The organism is Vibrio navarrensis (assembly GCF_015767675.1).
In the GTDB taxonomy this organism is placed as follows: domain Bacteria; phylum Pseudomonadota; class Gammaproteobacteria; order Enterobacterales; family Vibrionaceae; genus Vibrio.
The window spans coordinates 2,365,264-2,388,915 of sequence record NZ_CP065217.1; the positions used below are offsets into that span (position 1 = coordinate 2,365,264).

General features: G+C 48.3%; 21 protein-coding genes, 1 tRNA gene and 1 riboswitch. Of the genes, 7 read left to right on the forward strand and 15 right to left on the reverse strand.

From position 1 onward, the window contains the following. Window positions 1–156: 156 nt before the first annotated feature. The 10 genes from oppF to moaA form a co-directional block, all read right to left on the reverse strand. On the reverse strand, window positions 157–1,152 hold the full coding sequence (oppF, locus tag I3X05_RS11285; RefSeq protein ID WP_045570800.1) for a murein tripeptide/oligopeptide ABC transporter ATP binding protein OppF: 996 nt from the start codon (window positions 1,150–1,152) through the stop codon (window positions 157–159). Then, on the reverse strand, window positions 1,149–2,120 hold the full coding sequence (locus I3X05_RS11290) for an ABC transporter ATP-binding protein (RefSeq protein WP_045570801.1): 972 nt from the start codon (window positions 2,118–2,120) through the stop codon (window positions 1,149–1,151). Before I3X05_RS11290 ends, oppF begins: the two co-directional genes overlap by 4 nt. A gap of 27 nt (window positions 2,121–2,147) precedes the next feature. Next, window positions 2,148–3,050 carry an oligopeptide ABC transporter permease OppC gene (gene oppC / locus I3X05_RS11295; protein ID WP_045570802.1) on the reverse strand — a complete coding sequence of 301 codons (903 nt, stop codon included), beginning with the start codon at window positions 3,048–3,050 and terminating at the stop codon, window positions 2,148–2,150. Between the two features lie 15 nt (window positions 3,051–3,065). Then, the gene (gene oppB, locus I3X05_RS11300; RefSeq protein ID WP_045570803.1) at window positions 3,066–3,986 is read right to left on the reverse strand and encodes an oligopeptide ABC transporter permease OppB; all 921 of its coding nucleotides are present in this window, start codon (window positions 3,984–3,986) and stop codon (window positions 3,066–3,068) included. 99 nt (window positions 3,987–4,085) lie between these two features. After that, a complete protein-coding gene (locus I3X05_RS11305) occupies window positions 4,086–5,717 on the reverse strand; it encodes an ABC transporter substrate-binding protein (RefSeq protein WP_045570804.1) in 1,632 nt (543 codons plus the stop codon). Window positions 5,718–6,247: 530 nt separating this feature from the next. Further along, window positions 6,248–6,709 carry a molybdopterin synthase catalytic subunit MoaE gene (gene moaE / locus I3X05_RS11310; protein ID WP_045570805.1) on the reverse strand — a complete coding sequence of 154 codons (462 nt, stop codon included), beginning with the start codon at window positions 6,707–6,709 and terminating at the stop codon, window positions 6,248–6,250. Between the two features lie 2 nt (window positions 6,710–6,711). Next, complete coding sequence (gene moaD / locus I3X05_RS11315) at window positions 6,712–6,957, reverse strand: molybdopterin synthase sulfur carrier subunit (protein ID WP_045570806.1); 246 nt, start codon at window positions 6,955–6,957, stop codon at window positions 6,712–6,714. Beyond that, entirely contained in the window at window positions 6,954–7,433 is a 480-nt protein-coding gene (gene moaC, locus I3X05_RS11320; protein ID WP_045570807.1) for a cyclic pyranopterin monophosphate synthase MoaC, read from the reverse strand. Before moaC ends, moaD begins: the two co-directional genes overlap by 4 nt. A 10-nt stretch (window positions 7,434–7,443) precedes the next feature. Then, window positions 7,444–7,956, reverse strand: coding sequence for a molybdenum cofactor biosynthesis protein B (moaB, locus tag I3X05_RS11325; protein WP_045570808.1), 513 nt, complete (start codon window positions 7,954–7,956; stop codon window positions 7,444–7,446). A 74-nt stretch (window positions 7,957–8,030) separates the two neighbouring features. Beyond that, window positions 8,031–9,020, reverse strand: coding sequence for a GTP 3',8-cyclase MoaA (gene moaA, locus I3X05_RS11330; RefSeq protein WP_045570809.1), 990 nt, complete (start codon window positions 9,018–9,020; stop codon window positions 8,031–8,033). Next, window positions 9,009–9,147, reverse strand: a riboswitch (molybdenum cofactor riboswitch). Its footprint overlaps the gene before it by 12 nt. Before the next feature lie 175 nt (window positions 9,148–9,322). On the opposite strand from moaA, the gene I3X05_RS11335 reads away from it, so the two are divergent. After that, window positions 9,323–10,216 carry a YvcK family protein gene (locus I3X05_RS11335; protein WP_045570810.1) on the forward strand — a complete coding sequence of 298 codons (894 nt, stop codon included), beginning with the start codon at window positions 9,323–9,325 and terminating at the stop codon, window positions 10,214–10,216. Window positions 10,217–10,278: 62 nt separating this feature from the next. On the opposite strand, the gene luxU is transcribed toward I3X05_RS11335, so the two are convergent. The 3 genes from luxU to uvrB all read right to left on the reverse strand — a co-directional run bounded on the left by luxU (window position 10,279) and on the right by uvrB (window position 14,321). Next, complete coding sequence (luxU, locus tag I3X05_RS11340) at window positions 10,279–10,626, reverse strand: quorum-sensing phosphorelay protein LuxU (RefSeq protein WP_045570811.1); 348 nt, start codon at window positions 10,624–10,626, stop codon at window positions 10,279–10,281. Next, window positions 10,610–12,028, reverse strand: coding sequence for a quorum-sensing sigma-54 dependent transcriptional regulator LuxO (gene luxO, locus I3X05_RS11345; RefSeq protein ID WP_045570812.1), 1,419 nt, complete (start codon window positions 12,026–12,028; stop codon window positions 10,610–10,612). Before luxO ends, luxU begins: the two co-directional genes overlap by 17 nt. Before the next feature lie 262 nt (window positions 12,029–12,290). Further along, complete coding sequence (uvrB, locus tag I3X05_RS11350; protein WP_045570813.1) at window positions 12,291–14,321, reverse strand: excinuclease ABC subunit UvrB; 2,031 nt, start codon at window positions 14,319–14,321, stop codon at window positions 12,291–12,293. Window positions 14,322–14,904: 583 nt separating this feature from the next. Here uvrB and I3X05_RS11355 point away from each other — a divergent pair. Then, a tRNA-Asn gene (locus I3X05_RS11355) sits at window positions 14,905–14,980 on the forward strand. Between the two features lie 58 nt (window positions 14,981–15,038). Here the strand turns inward: I3X05_RS11355 and vceB are convergent. Together vceB and I3X05_RS11365 are read right to left on the reverse strand one after the other, a co-directional pair. Further along, window positions 15,039–16,574 (reverse strand): multidrug efflux MFS transporter permease subunit VceB, encoded by a 1,536-nt coding sequence (gene vceB, locus I3X05_RS11360; RefSeq protein ID WP_045570814.1) that lies wholly within the window; start codon window positions 16,572–16,574, stop codon window positions 15,039–15,041. A gap of 9 nt (window positions 16,575–16,583) precedes the next feature. After that, a complete protein-coding gene (locus I3X05_RS11365; protein WP_337970726.1) occupies window positions 16,584–17,780 on the reverse strand; it encodes an HlyD family secretion protein in 1,197 nt (398 codons plus the stop codon). Between the two features lie 230 nt (window positions 17,781–18,010). On the opposite strand from I3X05_RS11365, the gene I3X05_RS11370 reads away from it, so the two are divergent. From I3X05_RS11370 to rsxD, 5 genes are all read left to right on the forward strand, one after another. Then, window positions 18,011–18,616, forward strand: a complete 606-nt coding sequence (locus I3X05_RS11370) for a TetR/AcrR family transcriptional regulator (protein WP_045570816.1) — start codon at window positions 18,011–18,013, stop codon at window positions 18,614–18,616. A gap of 293 nt (window positions 18,617–18,909) precedes the next feature. After that, a complete protein-coding gene (gene rsxA, locus I3X05_RS11375; protein ID WP_039429927.1) occupies window positions 18,910–19,488 on the forward strand; it encodes an electron transport complex subunit RsxA in 579 nt (192 codons plus the stop codon). 1 nt (window position 19,489) lies between these two features. Next, on the forward strand, window positions 19,490–20,086 hold the full coding sequence (gene rsxB / locus I3X05_RS11380; RefSeq protein WP_337970727.1) for an electron transport complex subunit RsxB: 597 nt from the start codon (window positions 19,490–19,492) through the stop codon (window positions 20,084–20,086). 8 nt (window positions 20,087–20,094) lie between these two features. Beyond that, complete coding sequence (gene rsxC, locus I3X05_RS11385) at window positions 20,095–22,584, forward strand: electron transport complex subunit RsxC (protein WP_337970728.1); 2,490 nt, start codon at window positions 20,095–20,097, stop codon at window positions 22,582–22,584. Beyond that, window positions 22,584–23,651, forward strand: a complete 1,068-nt coding sequence (rsxD, locus tag I3X05_RS11390; protein WP_045570819.1) for an electron transport complex subunit RsxD — start codon at window positions 22,584–22,586, stop codon at window positions 23,649–23,651. The genes rsxC and rsxD overlap by 1 nt, the downstream gene beginning before the upstream one ends. Window position 23,652 lies beyond the last annotated feature (1 nt).

Sequence of the window (23,652 nt, forward strand, 5' to 3'; positions counted from 1 at the left end):
TGGCATTTTTCTTAACAAGTGGTGATTGCTAGTGATCTTCAGAAATTTCGAACAAGTACAGAAGTGCAATTTGAAACATCAGAGAGGCAGACACAGAGACAAAAAAAGCGCGGATCATTACGATACCGCGCTTAAGCCCGTCACAGGCTGAATGGCTTAGATTTCAACGTGCAGACACGAAACCGCGTGAGTATCTGTACCTTGAATGGTTGGTCTGGTTTTAGCACACGCTTCGGTCGCCTGTGGGCAACGCGTACGGAAGACACAGCCTGATGGTGGATTGATTGGCGAAGGCAAATCACCTTCCAACATCTGGATGGTTTTGCTGCGCTCGATCCTTGGGTCAGGGATCGGCACCGCAGACATCAGCGCTCGTGTGTATGGGTGTTTCGGATCGGCAAACAAGGCTTCTGATTTACCTAGCTCAACGGCATTACCGAGGTACATCACCAATACGCGATCGGAGATGTGTTTCACCACCGACAAATCGTGCGCAATAAACACCAAAGAGAGGCCAAGCTCTTTTTGCAACTCTTTCAAGAGGTTGACAACCTGAGCTTGTATCGACACATCCAGAGCAGAAACAGGTTCATCACAGATGATCATCTTCGGGTTCAAGATCAACGCGCGAGCGATACCAATACGCTGACACTGACCACCAGAAAACTCGTGTGGATAACGGTTGATTACGTTGGGCAATAGGCCAACCTTTGCCATCATCTCTTTCACACGATCTTTCACATCTTGCTTAGAAAGCTGCGGGTAGAAGGTTTCTAAAGGCTCAGCGATGATATCACCAACCGTCATACGCGGGTTAAGCGATGCCAATGGATCTTGGAAAATCATCTGCATGTCTTTGCGCGTTTCGCGGCGCTTGACCTCTTTCATCTTGGTCACATCTTGGCCAAGCCAAACGACTTCACCTTCGGTCGCTTGAACAAGACCGATAATGGCACGAGCAAAAGTCGACTTACCGCAACCAGACTCGCCTACCACGCCGAGCGTTTCCCCTTCATAAAGGCGAATGTTCACTCCGTCAACCGCTTTCAGATTCGCAGGCTTGCTCCAAGGCCAAGCCGATTTAGACGCGATGCTGAAATGAACCTTCAGATTTTTAACGTCGAGTAGTATTTTTTTCTCTTGTGCACTCATTTTGTCCAAGCCTCCCAATCAGAAAAACAGGCGCGCTGACGACCATCACCGAATTGCGTCAGAATTGGCGCTTCACGTTTACAGTGATCCATCACGCGATGACAGCGTTCTTGGTATGGGCAACCTGGTGGCAAACGCAGCAAGTTGGGTGGATTGCCCGGAATGGTTGGCAAGATCTCGCCTTCAGTATCAAGACGAGGAATCGCTTTCAAAAGACCTTCGGCATACGGATGAGTCGGTTGATAGAAAATGTCGTCAACTGTGCCATATTCCATTGTACGTCCCGCGTACATCACCAGCACTTTGTCACAAGAGCCTGCAACGACGCCCAGATCGTGAGTAATCATGATGATCGCCGTGTTGAACTCGCGTTTAAGTTCATTGAGCAGGTCCATGATCTGTGCCTGAACAGTCACATCCAATGCGGTGGTCGGTTCATCCGCGATCAACAGTTTGGGGCGACACAGCAGCGCCATCGCAATCATCACACGTTGACGCATACCGCCTGAGAACTCATGCGGGTACATGGTAATACGTTTACGCGCTTCGGGAATTTTTACCGCTTCCAACATACGCACAGATTCTTCGAACGCTTGCGCTTTGCTCATGCCTTTGTGCAGCATAAGCACTTCCATCAACTGATCGCTCACCTTCATATACGGGTTAAGCGACGTCATTGGATCTTGGAAGATCATCGCGATCTGCTCTGCACGCACTTTGTTCAATTTCTTTTCAGGCAAGTTGAGGATCTCTTTGCCCTCAAACTTAGCACTACCTGAAATTTTTCCGTTTTTCGCCAGCAAGCCCATAATGGCAAATACCGTCTGGGATTTACCCGAACCAGACTCACCCACGATACCTAGGGTTTCACCTTGGTTTAGCGAGAAATTTAAATCGTTTACTGCGGTGACGATACCATCTTGCGTGGTAAATTCGACGCGCAGATCTTTGACATCTAATAAGCTCATCATTGCTTCCTTAATCTTTTATTCTACTTATCTGTCTTTTGGATCGAGCGCATCGCGCAGGCCATCACCGACGTAGTTGAAACAGAATAGAGTAATAACCATGAACGCTGCTGGGAAAAGAAGCTGCCAAATAGCGACTTCCATTGTGTTCGCGCCTTCTTGCAGCAAGGCACCCCAGCTTGTCATCGGTTCCTGTACACCTAGACCAAGGAATGAAAGGAAGGATTCTGTCAGAATCATACTTGGGATGAGCAGTGTTGAGTAAACTGCCACGATGCCCAGCACATTTGGCACAATGTGCCGAGTAATAATATTCCAGTTACTAACACCACACACATGTGCTGCTTCAATAAACTCTTTGCTGCGCAAGCTCAACGTTTGCCCGCGCACAATACGTGCCATATCGAGCCAAGCAATCGCACCAATGGCAACAAATATTAGAACAATGTTGCGGCCGAAAAAGGTGACTAGCACAATCACTAAGAACATGAATGGGATTGCGTATAGAATCTCTAGAATACGCATCATAATGCGATCTGTACGTCCGCCAATAAAGCCCGATGCAGCGCCGTAAAGCGTACCGATCAGCACAGCAACCAGAGCCCCCATGATACCGACCATCAGAGAGATGCGTCCACCTACTAGTGTACGCACCAATAGGTCTCGGCCGAGCGCATCTGTACCAAACCAGTGCTCAGCGGTTGGCGCTGCATGCATGGCATACCAATCGGTATCTTCGTATGAATAAGTAGAAAACATTGGCACAAAAATAACGGCCAAAGTAATTAAAGAAAGAATGAACAAGCTGACCATTGCCGCTTTATTGCGCATAAAACGAATACGAGCATCCTGCCATAAACTGCGACCTTCAATTTCTAAGTTCTCAGAGAACTTTTCGATCGCTTCTAAGTTTGCTTTTTTGGTTAACATAATATCCGTGTCCAATTAGTAGCGAATTTTAGGGTCGATATACGCGAGCAGAATATCCACAACCGCATTGAAGATAATAAATAGGAAACCGATTAAGATAGTTACCCCCATAACCAACGAATAGTCACGGTTAAAGGCGGCGTTAACAAATAGTTTACCGATGCCCGGCAACCCAAAGATGGTTTCAATGACGACAGAGCCAGTAATGATACCAACGAATGCCGGACCCATATAAGACACTACAGGCATCATAGCTGGTTTCAGGGCATGCTTGATAACAATGTAGCGATAACTTAAACCTTTGGCGCGAGCAGTACGAATGAAGTTACTGTTTAGAGTTTCAATCATTGAACCCCGTGTGATACGGGCAAAGGTGGCAACATATAGCAACGACATACCAATAACAGGAAGTGTCATATAGTGGAAGGAACCATCTAACCATCCACCGGCTGGGAACCACCCCAGATTAATAGAGAAGATATAAATCAACACGGGGGCGAGTACAAAAGAAGGCATCACCACGCCGAGCATAGCCGTCGACATTATCGAGTAGTCAACCCAAGTGTTTTGCCTTAATGCTGCGATAGTACCGATACTTACCCCTAAAATGACAGTAAATATAAATGCTGCAAATCCAACTTTAGCAGATACAGGCAAAGCACTCGCTATCAATTCGTTTACCGAATAATCTTTATATTTAAACGATGGGCCAAAATCACCTTGCAAGATATTGGTCAAGTAGGTGAAATATTGTTCAGATACTGGTTTATCCAAACCATATTTCGCGTTGATATTAGCCATAACCTCTGGAGGCAGAGGACGCTCAGAAGAAAATGGGTTACCTGGTGCAAAACGCATCAGAAAGAAAGATATCGTGATTAGCACCAACAAAGTTGGAATCGCTTCAAATATCCTTTTTGCAATGAATTTAATCATAAACTCACTCTTTCAGTCTGTGACAATAGAAATTAAAAGACGCTGTATGCGCGCTGCGCATACAGTGTCTATATATTTATAGTTTTAAATGCTCAAGAACTATTGAGCTTTGATGTAAAGATCTTTAGCGTAGATCTTATCTTCCGCGTTACCAGCAGGGTAGCCGCCAACCGTTGGAGATACTAAACGAGATTTTACGTACTGATAGATAGGCGCAAGTGGCATATCACGAGCTAGTAATTTCTCAGCATCAACATATAGAGCTTCACGCTCTGCGTCGGAAGTGGTGTTCATCGCTTTTTCCATCACTGCATCGTATTCTGCACTGTGGTATTTCTGGTCGTTTGAGCTGTTATTGGACTGCATCAGTGACAAGAAGCTTGATGCTTCGTTGTAGTCACCACACCAACCAGCACGAGTTACGTCATATCCACCCGAACGACGTGTATCTAGGAAAGTCTTCCACTCTTGGTTTTCTAGCGCTACGTCAACACCCAGTGTGGTTTTCCACATTGATTGGACCGCAGTTGCAATCTTCTTGTGGTTTTCTGAAGTGTTGTACAGCAGTGTGAATTTTAGAGGGTTTGATTTGTCGTAACCCGCTTCAGCTAGAAGTTTCTTCGCCTCAGCAATACGTTCTTTCTGGGTCATCTTGCCATAAGCAGGCATTTCAGGGTGGAATCCGGCTGTGATTTCTGGGGTCAAGAAATAAGCAGGTTTCTGACCTTGACCAAGAATCGCGTCTGTGATGATGTTACGGTCAATCGCGTAAGACAATGCTTTGCGAACACGTACATCATTGAAAGGTGCTTTCTGGTTGTTGAAGCCATAGTAGTAAGTACATAGGTTACCTTGTACTTGAATCGATTCAGGATGCTCTTTCTTCAGGCGTTTGAAGTGCTCAAGTGGCAATTCGTTTGTGATCTGAATCTCACCAGATAGAAAACGGTTCATTTCCGAGACTTGGTTTTCAATTGGCAGGTAAGTCACTTTGTTGATGACTGTATGCTCATTGTCCCAGTAATTAGAGTTACGTTTTAGCTCCATACGCTCGTTCACAACCCATTTATCTAGAACGTATGCGCCGTTACCTACGAAGTGTTCAGGTTTGGTCCACTGATCGCCCCATTTTTCAACCGTTGCACGGTGTACTGGTTTCACAGTAGTGTGGCCCATCATTTTCACAAAGTATGGAACCGCTGATTCCAATTTGATCTCCAGTGTGTTTGCATCCAATGCTTTCACACCCAAAGTTTCTTTGTCTTTTTTCCCTGCGATGATGTCAGCAGCATTTTCCATCGTCGTCATCTCTAGGTACCAAGAGTATGGAGAAGCGGTTGCTGGATCAACTGCACGTTTGAAGCTGTATACGAAGTCTTCAGCAGTCACAGGATCGCCGTTAGACCATTTCGCATTTTTACGCAGGTGGAAAACAAAGGTTTTGTTGTCTGTTGTTTCCCAGCTTTCAGCCACACCTGGGATAGTGTTGCCAGTTGCATCCTGGTTCACCAAGCCTTCGAGTAAATCGCGAATAACGTTTGACTCTGGCACCCCTTCCGTTTTGTGCGGATCGATAGACGCGACTTCTGTGCCGTTACCACGAACCAGTTCCTGCTTTGCTGCTAGTTTAGTACCTGCTGGAACATCAGCAGCGAAGGAAAGAGTAGAAGTGGCAGCCATTGCCAAACCAGCGCCTAGAAGAAGGGCTTGAGTGATTTTGTTCTTATACATGCATAAACTCCAAGTTTTTCATTTGCATCCATGACTTCTTTGCAAGACACCAGAACGGCCAGTGATTTAGGAATTTTTAGCTTGTTTTTTAAGCAAAAATAGCTAAATAATCGCAAAGATTGCGGCACACATTAGCAATCATTGAAGTAATTTGCCATAAAAATGTAGCAAAAAACGTAATAATCCTTAGGAAACCGCACAATATTAGCACCTTATACTACAGCTTTAGTTTTCAGCAGAAGTTTCTTGACCAGCTCACCAAAACTCGTAGATATAAGTGTCGATAAATCTAAAAATCAACTCCACATCAGCATCTTGTGCTAGATATGTTGCTAAAAATTAACATTTATGACATATGGCGTCTAACAGATTGTGGCAAATATTTTGTCAGAAAAGGTGGTCTTGTGAACAATGTCACCGATTCAACACAGATACAAAAGTGAACTTAAGATCATGTTATTACTGAAAGTGATCGTGATACAAAAAAGCGATGGATGAGACCGAGACCATCGCTTTTCATTGTCTGTTGATTATTGGGGAGAATGCCAACGCTGCGCTGCTTTGCTGTCCGATTCTCGAGATTCCACCCAGCGCGTTTGCTCAGTGGTTCTCTCTTTCTTCCAAAAAGGCGCGTTGGTCTTGAGGAAGTCCATAATAAATTCGCACGCCTCAAACGCCGCACTGCGGTGCGCACTGGACACGCCGACTAGGACAATTTGATCGCCAAGCGCTAGATCACCAACTCGGTGAATCACTCGAACGCCTAATAGTGGCCAGCGTATTTGCGCTTGATCGCAAATCTCACTCAGTGACTTTTCGGTCATGCCCGGATAATGCTCGAGTGACAAGCCAATCACCTTGTCGCCGAGATTCATATCACGCACTTTGCCAACAAAAGTGACCACTGCCCCGGCGGCACTACCCTGCGCTAGATGGGCATATTCTGTGGCGAGATCGAAGTCCTCTAACTGAACAGAAACACGCAAATCCAAGGCTAACCTCCTGTCACTGGTGGAAAAAATGCCACCTCATCACCGTCTTTTACTTCAGTATCCAATGACACAATACTTTGATTAACTGCCGCCAACAGCTTACCGGTTTCCAATGCAAGAGCCCACTTTCCGGTTTGCGAGGCAAGATGAGCGCGAATCGCTTCGACATTCGCAAACGGCTCTTGCAGCTCAACTGAATCCGTGCATACCAACTCGCGGGTTTGCGCGAAAAAGAGAACTTTGATCATACATCCACCTTAAAGTGCCCTGATTTGCCGCCCGTTTTTTCCAACAGCCGTATATTGCCGATCACAATGTCTTTCTGTACCGCTTTACACATATCGTAGATGGTAAGAGCCGCTACAGAGGCCGCAGTCAACGCTTCCATTTCAACGCCTGTCTTGCCCGCCAACTTGCACACCGATTCAATACGAACTTTATTTTCCGTTTCAATGGCTTCGATCTGTACTTCGACTTTCGTCAGCAACAAAGGGTGGCAAAGTGGAATTAAATCCCAGGTTTTCTTTGCCGCTTGGATACCGGCAATGCGCGCCGTCGCGAAGACATCACCTTTATGATGTTGGCCGGATAGAATAAGTTGCAGCGTTTCTGGCGCCATTTGAACCAAGGCTTCTGCCCTTGCTTCACGCACCGTTTCAGCTTTGGCCGACACATCCACCATATTGGCTTCGCCCGAGGCATTGATATGGGTTAATTGGCTCATACTCTCTCCTTTATACACTCAGATGAGGCATAAAGTTGCACGGACGATGGCTGGCATCCAATTGTTGCTTGATAATTTTGCTCCAGCCCGTGCGACACGCACCCGTTGAACCCGGCATGGCGAAAATTACTGTATGGTTGGCAAAACCCGCAATCGCGCGAGATTGAATCGTGGAAGTACCGATCTCTTCATACGATACTTGACGGAATAGCTCACCAAAGCCTTCTACTTCTTTATCAAACAATGGCTTGAGCGCCTCAGGCGTGCTATCGCGCGAAGTAAAGCCCGTTCCGCCAGTAATAAGCACGGCCTGTACGCTCTCATCGGCAATCCACTGAGATACAATGGCGCGGATCTTATACATATCGTCAATGACAATTTTCTTATCGACTATGTGATGTCCAGCTTCCTTGGCGCTCTCCACCAAATACGCACCAGAAGTGTCATTTGCTTCGCTACGTGTATCTGACACGGTCAATACCGCAATATTTGCTGGTTGGAATTTACTTTCAGCGTGACCCATTTTTGTTCACCTTGTCATATCATTTAATCAGTTGTCTGCTCACCCTTTAGGCGGTGAGTTCGAGAAGTTTGGAATTATCCACCGATAGAAGCCAAATGTGGCGTCGCACCGGTGTTGCCTTGTTGGAGAAAGTGGCTGACGGCTTTATTTTTCAATCCGCCTGCAATGCGAGTGATCAGTTCGTCACGTTGCTCGTCACGGTGTAAGAGATCACGCAGATCGACTCCTTGTTCACCAAACAAACACAGATGCAATTTGCCTTTTGCCGATACTCTCAAGCGATTGCAACTGGTGCAAAAATCTTTTTCGTAGGGCATGATCAGACCAATTTCACCCCGATAATCTGGATGAACAAAAACCTGTGCAGGGCCATCATTAGCGGCTTTCACTTTCGGCAGCCAGCCTGCATTGAGTAGTTGAGTGCGGATCACAGCACCAGAAACATGATGCTGGTTGAAGAGTTGGTCCATCTCACCAGTTTGCATTAATTCGATCAAACGTAATTGAATTGGGCGATCTTTTATCCAGCGCAGGAAAGCCGGAAACTCGCGTAAATTTAGCCCTTTCATCAATACCACGTTGACTTTGACTTGCTCATAACCGACATCAAATGCACGGTCGATACCTGACATCACTTGAGCAAATTTGTTCTCACCGGTAATTTGCTGAAACATCCGCGCATCAAGACTATCGACGCTGACATTGATGTGAGTCAGCCCTGCCGCTTGCCACTGCGCGACCTGCTTCTCAAGCCGATAGCCATTTGTGGTCATCGCCACTTTTTCGATACCCGGGGTTGAAGCAATGCTCTCAATGATGGGTAAAAAGTCTTTACGCAGACTAGGCTCGCCACCTGTAATGCGCACTTTGTTTGTGCCGCAAGAGGCAAACGCAGCCACCAGCCGGCGGATCTCTGGGACAGATAAAAAAGACGAAGGCGCTTGCCCGTGCGACTGATAGCCGTTAGGTAAGCAGTAAGTGCACTTAAAATTACAGACGTCAGTCACCGACAAACGCAGGTAATAGAACTTGCGATGAAATGTATCTTCAAATTGTTGCGCCACGGAACACCTTTCCAAATACGGGAGGCGAGATCATTTCCAATGTCGCCCTTGTGGCCTTTTGCCACTGGCTTAAGCTGCTTATCGCAAAACACGACTTAGCAAGTTAAGCTCGGAGTTATGGCACCCTTGATCTAGCAAGATAAGGGTAGCTTTGCCAGATAAAATACTTAATATTTATGGTGGAATCTAGCTCTAGCCAAGAAAAACATCACTAAATACACAATTTACTACTTAGTGAGTATCTGATATGAATCGAATACTCTAAATTGTAGTTGGTTATGACAAAAAATAAGAAGAATTGAATGAACGTACACACTTCCAAAAAGGTCGTCGCAGTGGGTGGCGGCCATGGCTTAGGAAGAGTTTTGGCAGCTCTTAAAGACTTTGGTGGGAACGCGACAGGTATTGTCGCGACTACAGATAACGGCGGCTCAACCGGGCGTATTCGACACTGCCAAGGCGGCATCGCTTGGGGCGATACCCGCAACTGTATTAACCAGCTCATCACCGAACCATCTATCAGTTCCATGATGTTTGAATACCGTTTTAAAGGCAGTGGTGAACTTGACGGGCACAACTTAGGGAATCTGATGCTCACGGCATTGGACAACTTATCTGTTCGGCCTTTAGACGCCATCAATCTTGTGCGTGACATGCTCAAAGTCGAGGTCAATATTCTCCCCATGTCTGAGCACCCGTCCGATCTCACCGCCCTGTCGGTGGAGGGAAAATGGGTCACAGGAGAAACCAACGTGGATGAAATGGCCACCGATTTAAAACGCTTGGATCTTTCCCCAAAAGTGCCAGCCACGAAGGAAGCCGTCGTCGCACTTGAGCAAGCGGATGCAATTATTCTTGGCCCGGGCAGCTTTTTGACCAGCATTATGCCACCTTTACTTTTGCCTGAGCTGGGTAAAGCGATTGCACGTAACAGCAGGGCGAAACTGATATTCGTTGCTAACCTTAGCCCTGAATATGGCCCAGCAGGAAGAATGGATCTCAAACAAAAGCTGGAATGGTGTGAACGTGCTTGTCAAGGACGGAAAATTGATGTCATTCTTGGCGATACTGAACATCCTGATTTAAAAAAACATTGGCATTTCGCGACCCAATCTCTTGCCTCTGCCAACCACGATTGGCGACATGATCGCAATAAATTGCGTTTAGCCATTGAACAGCAACTGATTCAAGCTTAATGGGTAATACACTAACGGCCCATCAAGGGCCGTTTTCGATTCCCATATCCTATATTAGACGCTTAGAACGCTTCGTTTTGCCATCGCTGGTAAGCGTGCTGGGTTTGATGCAAGACATCAATCATTGCTAGCACATCGGTCACTTCGTCAAATGCGTCGTTTTGTTTCGCTCGTCCGTCCAAATTTAGGGCAAAGTCGCATAGAACATCGGCACCAAAACTGGCGGCGCTGCTTTTTAATGCGTGACTGATCTCTTTCAAGTAAGTGATTTTGTCATTGTAAGTGGCATCCGACAGTACCCCGAGGTAGGTCTCAAGTTCGTTAAGAAAGATACCCAGCAATATAGGCACGTTCTCCGGACCTATCTCTTCACCGAGCGAAGCGATTTTCTCTTTATTCAGTAATTCCATCACGGGCCCTGCTCTCTTCTTTTCCATTCCAAGTCTGGAGTTTGCGATAGATAGTCGATGGACTAACGTCCAAGTAACCTGCGGCACGTGGAATATTGCCATCACACGCTTTTATCGCCTGCTCAATCGCCATTTTTTCTGTCATCCATAACGGGTAGATATCTGTTACAGAAACCGGCTCTAACTCTTTGAATAGGCGATTTTCGCTGCGAGCTAACGGTTGATTTAACGGCGGTGGTAACATTTCCATGGTAATTTCCTTACCATTGTTTAGTACTACGATATTACGCAGTACGTTTTGTAGCTGTCGCACATTGCCGGGCCATTCGTACTCATTGAATCGATCAAGTACCTGTGGAGAGAAACGTACAAAGTTTTTACCCTCCTCATGAGACATATAACCAAGTAAAGAATAGGCGATCTCTATCACATCCTCTCCCCGCTCTCGCAGCGGAGGAAGATGCAGTGGGATCACGTACAAACGGTAGTACAAGTCCTCACGAAAGCGCCCCTCTTGCACTTCTTTCCAAGGATCGCGGTTGGTTGCGCAAACAAAACGCACGTCAACACTTTTCATTTTTGACGAACCGACTTTCTGGAACGTGCCTGTTTGGATAAAGCGCAGCAACTTGGTCTGCAAATCCAAATCCATTTCGCACAGCTCATCAAGAAACAACGTACCGCCATCGGCCAATTCTGCGGCCCCTTGCCGGTCAGTAGCCGCGCCTGTAAAGGCACCTTTTACGTGGCCAAACAGCTCACTTTCAATCAAATCTTTGGGAATAGCCGCGCAGTTAATGGCGATGAAAGGCTTGTCACCACGACGACTCGCGGCGTGAATGGCCTCTGCACAAACTTCTTTACCTGTGCCACTTTCTCCGGTGATGAAAATACTCGCTTTGCTGCTCGCCGCTGAGTCTATGGTGCGGTACACCTGCTGCATTTTTTGACTACTACCGATGAAACCTTGGTAATTCTGATTAGCTGGACTGTCAGCTTCATTTTTCAGTTTGCTGGCTTTACGAATGGCGTTATTGACCGTGACCCGCAAGCGGTCTGCTTCACAAGGTTTAATCAAGAAGTCTTGCGAGCCATGACGCATCGCCTCGACTGCAGTATCTATCGAACCGTGCGCGGTCATAAAGATTATCGGGACATCGGGATGACTGGCTTTCACTGCGTGCAGGACATCCATTCCAGTCATGTCAGGCAATCTTAAATCAAGCAGGATCAGATCCGGGATTCGGTGTTTGAGACTTTCAATCGCATCTCGTCCGGTACCAACAATATTAATGTCGATACCCAATGGTGTTAAATAGGATCGGTATAAAGCCGCGACAGACGCAGTATCTTCCACCATGAGAAGGTAACGCGAGCGCGGCGCATCAGTAGTATGTTGCATAATCTAGCCAAGTTTTATTTGTGTTTCGAACAATAATCGCATTGCGCGATGCATTTTGCAAATTACAAACGTGCTTTTTCGGAAATATGTTCAAAAATCAAGCAAAGAGAACCACAAAGATTGGCATAAACGATGCAAAGGCTGGATGACCTTTTAGGTCACCTAGCCAACTGACGTTGTTAGTGAACTTCGTGTTCGCAACCGTAGCCAATAGTGAAAACGCTGTTGGCTTTTTTTTGCGTCTGAGATTGAAAGTGGGCCTTTAGCTATTGGCGATAAATTGCTGACGCAGCTTTTCAATTTGATCGCGCTTCTCTGCAGCCAACTCAAATTCCAGATCACGTGCATGCTTGTACATCTGAGCTTCCAATTTACTGATCTCTTTCTCAAGCTGCTGCGGAGACAGGATGTCGTAGGTCTGAGAAGGCTCAGCCACTTTAGACAGAGGCACCATTTTGCTGCTCTTCTGCTTGCGGCTCTTGGCTATGTCTCCCAGTTCCATAATATCTTTGATATTGCGTTTTAGCGCTTGCGGCTGGATGCCCATTTGCTCGTTGTAGGCTTGCTGTTTCTCTCGACGACGATCGGTTTCATCCATCGCCTTTTGCATTGATTTGGTGATGTTGTCCGCGTACAGGATGGCTTTACCATTTAAGTTACGCGCTGCGCGGCCAATCGTTTGAATCAGAGAGCGTTCCGAACGTAAGAACCCCTCTTTATCAGCATCCAGAATAGCCACCAGCGACACCTCAGGCATGTCGAGACCTTCTCGCAGTAAGTTGATACCCACCAGCACATCAAACTCACCCAGGCGCAAGTCACGGATAATCTCCACCCGCTCAACCGTGTCGATGTCCGAGTGCAGATAGCGTACTTTGACGTCGTGTTCATGCAGATATTCGGTCAAATCTTCCGCCATGCGTTTGGTTAGCGTGGTCACCAGGACCCGTTCGTCTTTCACGGCGCGCAGACGAATCTCCGAAAGCAGATCATCGACCTGAGTCGACACCGGGCGCACTTCCAAGATCGGATCCAATAATCCTGTCGGGCGCACGACCTGATCAGCAATTTCACCCGCCGATTTTTCCAGCTCATAATTACCGGGCGTGGCCGATACAAAAATGGTTTGTGGGGCGAGCGCTTCAAACTCATCAAACTTCAGAGGACGGTTATCCAGCGCGGATGGCAAGCGAAACCCGTATTCCACCAAGGTCTCTTTACGCGATCGGTCGCCTTTGTACATCGCGCCGATTTGCGGAACGGTCACGTGCGATTCGTCGATGATCAGCAAGCCATCATGCGGGAGATAATCAAACAAGGTGGGTGGCGGCTCGCCTTCTGAACGTCCACTGAGATAACGAGAGTAGTTTTCAATACCCGAGCAGAAACCAAGTTCGAGCATCATCTCAATATCAAATTGAGTGCGTTGGGTAATACGCTGATCTTCGAGTAATTTATTGTTCTCTCGTAAATAGGTTTGACGCTGAAGTAACTCTTTCTTGATATTCTCAATCGCTTCGAGAATGCGATCACGCGGCGTCACGTAGTGCGTTTTGGGGTAAACCGTAAAGCGAGGAATGTCACGCTGCTTAATCACGCCTGTCAAGGGATCAAAAATACTGATGCAATCAATTTCATCGTCAAACATTTCTACTCGTACCGCATCTTGATCGGACTCGGCGGGAAAAATATCAATCACTTCACCACGGACTCTAAACTGCCCTCGCTCGAAGGCAATGTCGTTGCGACTGTATTGCAGTTCAGCCAATCGGCGTAAAATATCGCGTTGTTCCATCACGTCACCACGACGAATATGCAGCATCATCTGCAAATACGCTTCAGGATCGCCCAAACCATAAATAGCGGAAACCGAAGCGACAATAATCGCGTCTTTTCGCTCCAGCAGCGCTTTGGTGGCCGATAAACGCATCTGCTCAATATGCGCATTGATGGATGCATCTTTCTCGATAAAGGTGTCGGTGGTGGGAACGTACGCTTCGGGTTGATAGTAATCGTAGTAAGAGACGAAAAACTCAACGGCGTTGTTGGGGAAAAAAGCTTTCATCTCGCCGTACAACTGAGCCGCTAGGGTTTTGTTGGGGGCCAACAGGATCGCGGGACGCTGTGCTTGCGCTATGACATTCGCTAGAGTAAAAGTTTTGCCTGATCCCGTCACACCCAATAAAGTTTGGTGGGCCAAACCGGAATCTAATCCTTCGACCAATTGCTTAATTGCACTTGGTTGGTCTCCGGATGGCGCATATTCCGAAACTAAATCAAATACTTTGCTCATATCTTCCCCGTTTCTGATGGCTGCGATTCAAAGCTGTATAAATATACACATCATCTCTGGAGAATGACAGTGCAACAAGCGTTTGTCGATTTTACCTGAACTGCGTTTAGGCAAAACCGTACAGAGTTTTTTCTGGATTTCCTGACAATGACTTGATATTATCTTCGCCCATTTTGCTGCTTAACTGGCTTTAACAGCGAAATATTCTTCCACAAGTTTTCCCCAAAATAGATCCTTTCTGTCTGTTTTCTTGCTATTCCGCGACTCGCAAACCATTTCAGCCACATCTTGGATCCGTGTCATATTTTTAAGTTATTCGATAAAAATCATTAAATTAACATTAGCAATTCGTCATTATTTTTTAGAGTTTACTACCTAAATTATCCACCCAATCTATTTGCTAAAGTTTAACTCACACACTTATCCACAATTTTGGTGGATAAGTAAACTCAGCCTTTGAACTGTAAGGCATACAGAAAAGTAAAGCTTTTTTTAAAGCAAAAATGTGTGTCTCAGACATGACTTGCTATTGACAGGAAATCATTCGATCAGTAACATTCGCCCCGCTTTTTAGCACGACCTTTCCTCCTTAGCTCAGTCGGTAGAGCGACGGACTGTTAATCCGCAGGTCGCTGGTTCGAGCCCAGCAGGAGGAGCCAAATTCATAAAAAAGCCACATCGCAAGATGTGGCTTTTTTTGTCTGTGAAATCGACGAATCAGTGTACCGACGAGGTATCGACGCCTCGTTTGGGCTTAGGCGCTAGCCATATCATGCAAGCGGCCAGCGCAAAGATACACGCGATAACCATAAACAGTTGGTTAGTCGCGATCATGACACTTTGCCCTTGCAGCATCCAATCCATGCTAGAGCGCGCTTGCTCGGCACTCATTCCGCCATTTTGCATTGCTTGTAGCGCCACACCACTGCGATCGGTTAAGCCTGCTAACTCCGCATGAACATACCGCGTTTCATGCTCCCACGAGGTATTGATCATCGATGTGGCAAACGCGCCGGATAAGGTGCGGATAAAATTCATTAGTCCTGCCGCAGATTCCATTTCATGCGGTTTGACACTTCCCAACGCAATCGCAGTCAGCGGCACAAAAAACAGCGGCATGCCGATACCTTGGAAAAACAGCGGCCAACTGATCTGGGCGAAGGTCATCTCGACCGAACCGAAACTGCGATATAAGGTCCAAAGCCCAAGCCACATCACCCCAGTAAAGACGAATGGTCGAGGATCATATTTTGCAGCCAAGTTGGCAACAATCGGCGCTAAAAACACCGCTAAAATGCCCATTTTCGCCGTCGCGAAACCGGAGATGGTGGCGGTATAGCCCATGTAGATTTGTAGCCAGAGCGGCGTCAACACAGAGATGCTAAAGAAAGCACCAAAGGCCAAGGAAAGCGTCACCATACTCATGCTGTAGCCTCGATGGCGAAAGACTTTGAGATCTACAACGGGATTCTTTTCGGTCAGTTCCCATATCAGAAACGCAATAAAACCAATCACCGCCACTACCGCCAAAAAGATAATTCGAGACGATTCAAACCAGTCGTGATCTTTACCTTCATCCAACATCAATTGCAGTGCGGCTACCCAAACGACCAACAGCAGCAGACCCACTTTGTCGATTTTTGCTTTCGCCGTCTTGGTTTCAAATCTCTGCAGCAGTTTCCAGCACAACAAGCCCGCAATGATGGCAAACGGCATTTTCACCATGAAGATGTAAGGCCAGCTGTATTGGTCACACAAATACCCACCGAGTATTGGCCCCATTATCGGCGCAATCAAGGTGGTCATACTCCAAATGCCTATCGCCGCGTGACTCTTGTGCTTGGGAAAGATGCGAATCATCAAGGTTTGCGATAAAGGCATCAGAGGGCCACCCGCGAAGCCAAGAAAAACACGAAACATCACCAATGTGCTCATGCTGTCCGCCATACCGCAGAGCAGTGAAAAAACGCCAAACAAGATAAAGCAAGTGACAAATACGCGAATTGATCCAAAACGCGACGCGAGCCAGCCAGTTAATGGAACGGAAATCGCCTCAGCCACCGCATATGAGGTAATCACGTAAGTGCCCTGACTGGTCGACGTACCGAGGCTACCTGCGATATTGGAAACCGAAACGTTCGCGATGGTGGTATCGAGAATGGCAAGAAAATTGGCCATCGCCAAACAGAGCGCGCCGATAAAGAGTGCCCCTCCGGATAGGGGCTGGATCGCTTGGTCGGAGGAATGACTCATGTCGCCTCCTTAACCTTGGTTGGCCAGTTTAATTGCGCGATAGTTGACTAAGGTTTGCCCGTGAGTATCGGTGGTGGTATCGACCGTCACTTCCATCGATAAACCGACTTGCAATGGATGTGCTTGCAAATCCTTGGGATCGATCTCGACGCGCACAGGCAAGCGTTGCACCACTTTAATCCAGTTACCGGTCGCATTTTGTGCCGGGATCATGGAGAACGCGGCGCCTGTACCGCCAGAAAATCCGGCAATGACACCGTGATAAAGCACCTCATCGCCGTACAGATCGGCTTTTAGAGTGACTTCTTGGCCCACTTTGACATCGCGCAGCTCCACCTCTTTAAAATTGGCATCGACATAAATGTTATGCAGGGGAACCACACTCATCAGCGGCACGCCAACTTGCACACGGCGACCAATCTGGACCTGACGCTTGGCAACAACACCACTGATTGGCGCACGGATCACGGTACGCTCCAAGTCAATTTTCGCTTGCTCATAGCGCGCTTTGGCCAGCAACACTTCCGGGTTATTTTCCAGCGTAGTGTTGTCTGTCAATGCCGCATTGGCTTTCTGCGAGCCGATGCTGGATAACTTATTCGCTTGCGCTTGTGCCATGGCAGCTTTGGCCGCATTGAGATTGGCCTTAGCTTGAGCAAATTGTGTTTTCGCGTTGGTCAACTCCTCTTTCGATACCGAACCAGAGCGCAGCAGATCTTCTCTGCGGCTCAAATCAATTTTGGCACGCTCAAAATCGGCTTTGGCGGCATTGAGCTGTGCTTGCGCTCGTTGCTCATTCGCTTCTTGCGCTTCGACTAACGCGGTCAGCCCTTCATCGTTTGCCAGATAGCTACGCACACGACGGATGGCTAAAGCCAGATCCGCCTCCGCTTGGCGCAGTGCTAAACGGGCATCGGTATCATCAATTTGCACCAAGACATCTCCCTGATTCACATATTGGGTATCCACGACGTTTACGTTCGCGACAATACCGCCGACTGCAGGCGTCACTTCCGCCACTTCGGCTGCGGTGTATGCGTTGTCCGTAGTTACCAAATGAGATCCGACAAAGTGCCAATAGGCTGTATAGCCGCCCGCCGCAATAGCAACGGCGGCAGCTAAAGCGAGGAATCCTTTTTTGCGCGATTGAGCAGCGCGTGCGGCATCAAAATCTTGGCCTGTCTCTTCTTTGGTTGGAGATGTCATATAGTAAACCTTCGTCAAAAATGCACGATGGAGCCTTTGAAGATTGGCTTCATCGGAAATCAAGGGGAAATGAGAACGGCGCACACCAGTTGCGCCGTTTTCGTTAGGCAGCAGTCAAATTGAACGTCTTGAGCAAATAACTAAACCGTACTGTACAGTTATACTCTTGACATCAGGAAACCGTCAAGAGAAACTTAACCCCATTTTTTCGGTTGGAATTGGTAAGAAAGATGCGAGTTAAAAGCGATGAAAAGCGCCAAGCCATTTTGGATATAGCCAAAGAATCCTTTACTAAACAAGGATTTGAACAGACTTCTATGTCACATATATCGAAGCAACTGGGCGGCTCAAAAGCGACGCTTTACAACTATTTCTGCTCAAAAGAAGAGATCTTTTCTGCTGTTATGGAGCAATGTGCTGCATCACAAATTTCCAATTCATTCCTCGCACTTGAGCAAAATAGCGACATCCGCAGCGCACTATTAGAATTTGGTTACAATTTTCTAAAATCGGTTCTGCGTCCTGAGGTTATGGCTATTTATCGTATGGCGATTCATGATGCAGAACGCTCAGACATTGGTAAACATTTCTATGAAAATGGTCCAAAGCGAGGCTGGACCCGGATGAGAAATTATCTCTCCTTACAGACGAAACAAGGGGTATTGGTGCCTTGCGATCCTTGGGTGGCCGCCATGCAGTTTAAAGCGCTGCTCTACTCGGAATATCATGAACCTTACGTGTTAGGCGCGATCGAGCAACCGTCTTCAGAACAGCTTCGTCTTTCCACGGAGCGCGCAGTGACGGCCTTTTTGTGTTTGTACCAAAAGGCGGCATAAGTGCATTTCGCCTCGAGATTGGGCTAACGGGCCAGATGAATTATTAAGTGCCAAAAACAAATCACGTTAGCCAATTTCATTCAAAATACACGACCGACTTCATTCCACTCTTTGATTGCGTTGCCAACGGCTTTCTTTCCCATCCACGGCGACGTTTCTCGGCTCTGCTTGTCCGAGCGGTTGCATAACGTATAAATTTCAGCCAGCTATACAAAAACCTTAGCTTTCATTGGTTGTTATTGACGTAACAAAGCACGATAATACCGAGATCGGAATTGAAGAACGTTATAACTATGACCGAATATCTCTTGTTGTTGATTGGCACTGTGTTGGTAAACAACTTTGTACTGGTGAAGTTTTTGGGCCTGTGTCCATTTATGGGGGTGTCGAAAAAGCTGGAAACAGCCATCGGCATGGGGCTTGCGACTACGTTTGTCCTCACTCTGGCTTCTGTCTGCGCCTATTTAGTGGAAAGCTACATTCTCCGCCCGCTTGCGATTGAATACCTCAGAACCATGAGTTTTATTCTCGTAATTGCCGTCGTGGTACAGTTCACCGAAATGGTGGTGCATAAAACCAGCCCAACCCTCTATCGTCTGTTGGGCATCTTCCTGCCATTGATTACCACCAACTGTGCAGTACTTGGCGTTGCGCTGCTCAATATCAATGAAAACCACACTTTCATCCAATCGATCATTTACGGTTTTGGTGCCGCAGTGGGCTTTTCGCTGGTGTTGATCCTCTTTGCTGCTATGCGTGAACGCATTAACGCCGCCGACGTGCCCGTTCCTTTCAAAGGCGCTTCGATTGCGATGATCACCGCAGGTTTGATGTCTCTGGCATTTCTCGGTTTCACCGGGTTGGTAAGATAGCATGAGTACCATTTTAATCGCGGTTATCGCGATCGCCATTTTGGCGGCGCTGTTTGGCGCCATTCTTGGTTTCGCTTCGATCCGTTTTAAAGTCGAAGCCGACCCCATCGTCGATCAAATCGATGCCATTTTGCCACAAACTCAATGTGGTCAATGTGGCTACCCTGGTTGTCGACCTTACGCAGAAGCGATCGCCAATGGCGACAGCATCAATAAATGTCCTCCAGGTGGCCAAGCAACCATAGAAAAGCTGGCCGATCTGATGGGCGTTGAGGCGCAAGAATCGGCTCATGATTTAGAGGGCAAAGTCAAAACCGTGGCCTTCATTCATGAAGACATGTGCATCGGCTGTACTAAGTGTATTCAAGCATGCCCAGTGGATGCGATCGTCGGTGGCACAAAGGCCCTGCATACGGTGATCAAGGATGAATGTACTGGCTGTGATTTATGTGTTGCGCCATGTCCAACGGATTGTATTGAGATGATTCCGCTGACAGCCACTCCAGAGAGCTGGAAATGGCAGCTAAATACTATCCCTGTGGTCAACATTACCGAGGCAGATACGCACCGTGCTCCGGGCAGCAACAATAACAATTAAGGGGCAGCATGTTGTCTTTGATTGAACAAATTCGTACTGGCGCCCTGTGGGACTTCCCCGGAGGGATTCATCCGGCCGAAAACAAAACCCAATCTAACCAGCAAGAGCTGGTTTTTGCTTCCATCCCGCAAGAAATCGTTCTACCGCTTAAACAACACATTGGCAAAGCGGGCAACCTGTTGGTCAACATTGGCGATCACGTACTCAAAGGGCAGGCGCTCACCCAGTCAACCACAGGCTTCACTCTGCCAGTACATGCGTCCACCTCCGGTATTGTGACGGCGATTGAACCAAGAACCACCGCGCACCCTTCCGGCTTAAGTGAGTTGTGTGTGGTTATTCGCCCAGACGGCCAAGATACATGGGCACCGAAGAAGCCAGTGAGCGATTACACTCAGTGCGATGCGGAAACACTGGTCGATCTCATCCGCATGGCGGGTATTTCCGGTATGGGCGGCGCTGGCTTTCCGACCGCCAAAAAACTGCAATCTGGGCTGAGTCGTACTGACATTCTGATTGTCAACGCCGCCGAGTGCGAACCTTACATCACCGCAGACGACAAACTGCTGCAAGAGCACGCCGACGAAGTTATCCAAGGCATTGAAATTGTAGAGCATATTTTAAAGCCTCAGCTCACCATCATTGGCATTGAAGACAACAAACCCCTTGCCATAGCGGCGTTAGAAAAGGCGGCAATCAACAAAGATATCGTGATTCGCGTTATCCCGACCAAATACCCTTCTGGCGGTGAAAAACAACTGATCAAAGTGTTGACCAACAAAGAAGTGCCCGCCGGTGGCATTCCTGCCGATATCGGTATTTTGGTACAGAACGTCGGCTCACTCTACGCGGTCAAACGAGCGATTGTCGATGGCGAGCCGATGGTCAGCCGCATTGTGACTCTCACGGGTAATACCTTCAAACAGCCACGCAACGTTTGGGCTTTACTTGGCACACCAGTGCAAGCACTGCTGGACGAATTTGGCTATCACGCTGATAAAAAACTGACGCGCCTGATTATGGGCGGTCCGATGATGGGATTTAGCCTGCCGCACGCGCATGTGCCAATCACCAAAACCTCGAACTGCATTCTCGCGCCAACCCGTCGGGAAATTGAGCCATCTCGTTATGAGATGGACTGTATTCGCTGTGGCGCGTGCGCAGAAGCCTGCCCTGCATCGCTTTTGCCTCAGCAGTTGCAATGGCACGCCAAAGCGCAAGAGTACGAAAAGTGCACCGAGCTCAACCTGAAAGATTGTATCGAGTGCGGCGCTTGTGCTTACGTCTGCCCGAGTGAAATCCCACTGGTCAACTACTATCGCCAAGCAAAAGCTGAAATCCGCACTCGCGCTCAAGAAGCCGAAGCCGCCGAGCGCGCTAAACAGCGTTTTGAAGAGAAAAAAGCACGCCTTGAGCGAGAAAAAGAGGAACGGGAAAACCGCTTTAAGAAAGCGGCTGATGATCGCCGGAAAGAGATGAAATCAACTGGCGGCGATGATGCGATTGCCGCGGCGATTGCGCGAGTTAAAGCTCAGAAAGCGCAAGAAAACAGCTCGCAAACCGAAGTCAAACCTGCCGTTGCCGCCGCGATTGCCAAAGCGAAAGCAAAGCAAGCGCAGGCTTTACAAGCAGGGGAAACCGAACCTGATAATGCCGAAATGGCCAAGCTGCGTGAAGAACGTAAGCGCCTCGCTCGCGAGCGTAAAGCGGCCAAAGAAACGCCACCAAGCGTTGACGAAGAGGCCAAGAGTTCCGACCCGAAAGCCGCTGTCGCAGCCGCCATTGCCCGCGCTAAAGCGCGCAAAGCACAAAGTGAAGAGCAGGCTGGAGCGCCGACAGAACCAGCCGAAGTGCAAGACGACCCGAAAAAAGCCGCCGTCGCGGCCGCCATTGCCCGCGCTAAAGCGCGTAAAGCGCAAAGTGAAGAGGCAGTTGCAGCGCCTACAGAACCAGCCGAAACGCAAGACGATCCGAAAAAAGCCGCCGTCGCAGCCGCCATTGCCCGCGCCAAAGCGCGTAAAGCACAAAGTGAAGAGGCAGTTGCAGCGCCAGCAGAAGCAGCCGAAACGCAAGACGATCCGAAAAAAGCCGCCGTCGCGGCCGCCATTGCCCGCGCCAAAGCGCGTAAAGCGCAAAGTGATGAGCAGGCTGAAGCGCCGACAGAAGCAGCCGAAGCGCAAGACGACCCGAAAAAAGCCGCCGTTGCGGCCGCCATTGCCCGCGCCAAAGCGCGTAAAGCGCAAAGTGATGAGCAGGCTGAAGCGCCGACAGAAGCAGCCGAAGCGCAAGACGACCCGAAAAAAGCCGCCGTTGCGGCCGCCATTGCCCGCGCCAAAGCGCGTAAAGCACAAAGTGAAGAGGCAGTTGCAGCGCCAGCAGAAGCAGCCGAAACGCAAGACGATCCGAAAAAAGCCGCCGTCGCAGCCGCGATTGCCCGCGCTAAAGCACGCAAAGCACAACAACAAGCAGAAAAGAATCAGTCTGAGGAGAACGAGTAATGTCGTTTTTTATTGCCAGTTCACCACACGCCCATAATCGACGCAGCACGCCTGACCTGATGAAATGGGTCGCATTGTGTGCCTTGCCTGGCTTGATTGCACAAAGCTACTTTTTCGGCTGGGGCACCTTGATTCAACTGATCATGGCCATCACCCTTGCGTTGAGTTTAGAAGCCTTGGTCATGCTGTTGAGAAAACGTTCACCAGCGCGCGCTTTACGCGATAACAGCGCCCTCGTCACGGCATGGTTACTCGCTGTCGCGATCCCGCCTTTGGCGCCTTGGTGGATCATCGCCATTGGTTTGGTGTTTGCCATCGTGATTGCCAAGCACCTTTATGGCGGCTTGGGACAAAACCCATTCAATCCGGCCATGGTCGCTTACGTAGTTCTGCTGATCTCATTTCCGGTGCAAATGACCAGTTGGAATGAGCCAAGCATGCTGCAAGAGATTGGGCAAACCGTTGGCCGTGAAGCCACCACTTTTGGCGATACACTTTCCCTAATTTTTCGTGGTTTGACGCTTGATGGCTCTTCACTCCAGCAAGTGCGTGCAGGCATCGATGGCATCACCACAGCGACGCCACTGGATGCTTTCAAAACTGGGCTACGCGCTGGTGCGACACCCTCAGAGATTCTTCAACAGCCGATCTTTGAAGGCTTGGCAGGGCTCGGCTGGCAATGGGTAAACCTCGCCTATCTGCTCGGCGGCTTGGTGCTTATCAAACAAAGAATCATCCAATGGCACATTCCAGCAGGGTTTCTTGGCGCATTAGCGGTACTCAGCAGTCTATTTGCGCTGTTTGCGCCTGGCGAAACCGCTTCTCCAGTCCTTCATCTGCTCTCGGGCGCAACCATGCTCGGCGCGTTTTTTATCGCCACCGACCCGGTATCTGCATCCACCACGGTGAAAGGTCGATTGATCTTTGGCGCCATCATCGGCACCTTGGTTTTCGTGATTCGCAGTTGGGGCGGATACCCTGATGGGGTCGCCTTTGCCGTTCTGTTAGCCAATATGTGTGTACCGTTGATCGACTACTACACCAAACCTCGAACTTACGGACACTAAA

Excerpts from the sequence above, each read along its gene's own strand:
- I3X05_RS11370 (WP_045570816.1), top strand. The coding sequence starts at position 18,011 with ATGCGAGTTAAAAGCGATGAAAAGCGCCAAGCCATTTTGGATATAGCC.
- rsxA (WP_039429927.1), top strand. The coding sequence starts at position 18,910 with ATGACCGAATATCTCTTGTTGTTGATTGGCACTGTGTTGGTAAACAAC.
- I3X05_RS11290 (WP_045570801.1), bottom strand. The coding sequence starts at position 2,120 with ATGAGCTTATTAGATGTCAAAGATCTGCGCGTCGAATTTACCACGCAA.
- vceB (WP_045570814.1), bottom strand. The coding sequence starts at position 16,574 with ATGAGTCATTCCTCCGACCAAGCGATCCAGCCCCTATCCGGAGGGGCA.
- rsxD (WP_045570819.1), top strand. The coding sequence starts at position 22,584 with ATGTCGTTTTTTATTGCCAGTTCACCACACGCCCATAATCGACGCAGC.
- rsxC (WP_337970728.1), top strand. The coding sequence starts at position 20,095 with ATGTTGTCTTTGATTGAACAAATTCGTACTGGCGCCCTGTGGGACTTC.
- oppB (WP_045570803.1), bottom strand. The coding sequence starts at position 3,986 with ATGATTAAATTCATTGCAAAAAGGATATTTGAAGCGATTCCAACTTTG.
- moaD (WP_045570806.1), bottom strand. The coding sequence starts at position 6,957 with ATGATCAAAGTTCTCTTTTTCGCGCAAACCCGCGAGTTGGTATGCACG.
- I3X05_RS11365 (WP_337970726.1), bottom strand. The coding sequence starts at position 17,780 with ATGACATCTCCAACCAAAGAAGAGACAGGCCAAGATTTTGATGCCGCA.
- oppF (WP_045570800.1), bottom strand. The coding sequence starts at position 1,152 with ATGAGTGCACAAGAGAAAAAAATACTACTCGACGTTAAAAATCTGAAG.
- luxO (WP_045570812.1), bottom strand. The coding sequence starts at position 12,028 with ATGCAACATACTACTGATGCGCCGCGCTCGCGTTACCTTCTCATGGTG.
- luxU (WP_045570811.1), bottom strand. The coding sequence starts at position 10,626 with ATGGAATTACTGAATAAAGAGAAAATCGCTTCGCTCGGTGAAGAGATA.
- uvrB (WP_045570813.1), bottom strand. The coding sequence starts at position 14,321 with ATGAGCAAAGTATTTGATTTAGTTTCGGAATATGCGCCATCCGGAGAC.
- I3X05_RS11305 (WP_045570804.1), bottom strand. The coding sequence starts at position 5,717 with ATGTATAAGAACAAAATCACTCAAGCCCTTCTTCTAGGCGCTGGTTTG.
- moaB (WP_045570808.1), bottom strand. The coding sequence starts at position 7,956 with ATGGGTCACGCTGAAAGTAAATTCCAACCAGCAAATATTGCGGTATTG.
- moaC (WP_045570807.1), bottom strand. The coding sequence starts at position 7,433 with ATGAGCCAATTAACCCATATCAATGCCTCGGGCGAAGCCAATATGGTG.
- I3X05_RS11335 (WP_045570810.1), top strand. The coding sequence starts at position 9,323 with ATGAACGTACACACTTCCAAAAAGGTCGTCGCAGTGGGTGGCGGCCAT.
- rsxB (WP_337970727.1), top strand. The coding sequence starts at position 19,490 with ATGAGTACCATTTTAATCGCGGTTATCGCGATCGCCATTTTGGCGGCG.
- oppC (WP_045570802.1), bottom strand. The coding sequence starts at position 3,050 with ATGTTAACCAAAAAAGCAAACTTAGAAGCGATCGAAAAGTTCTCTGAG.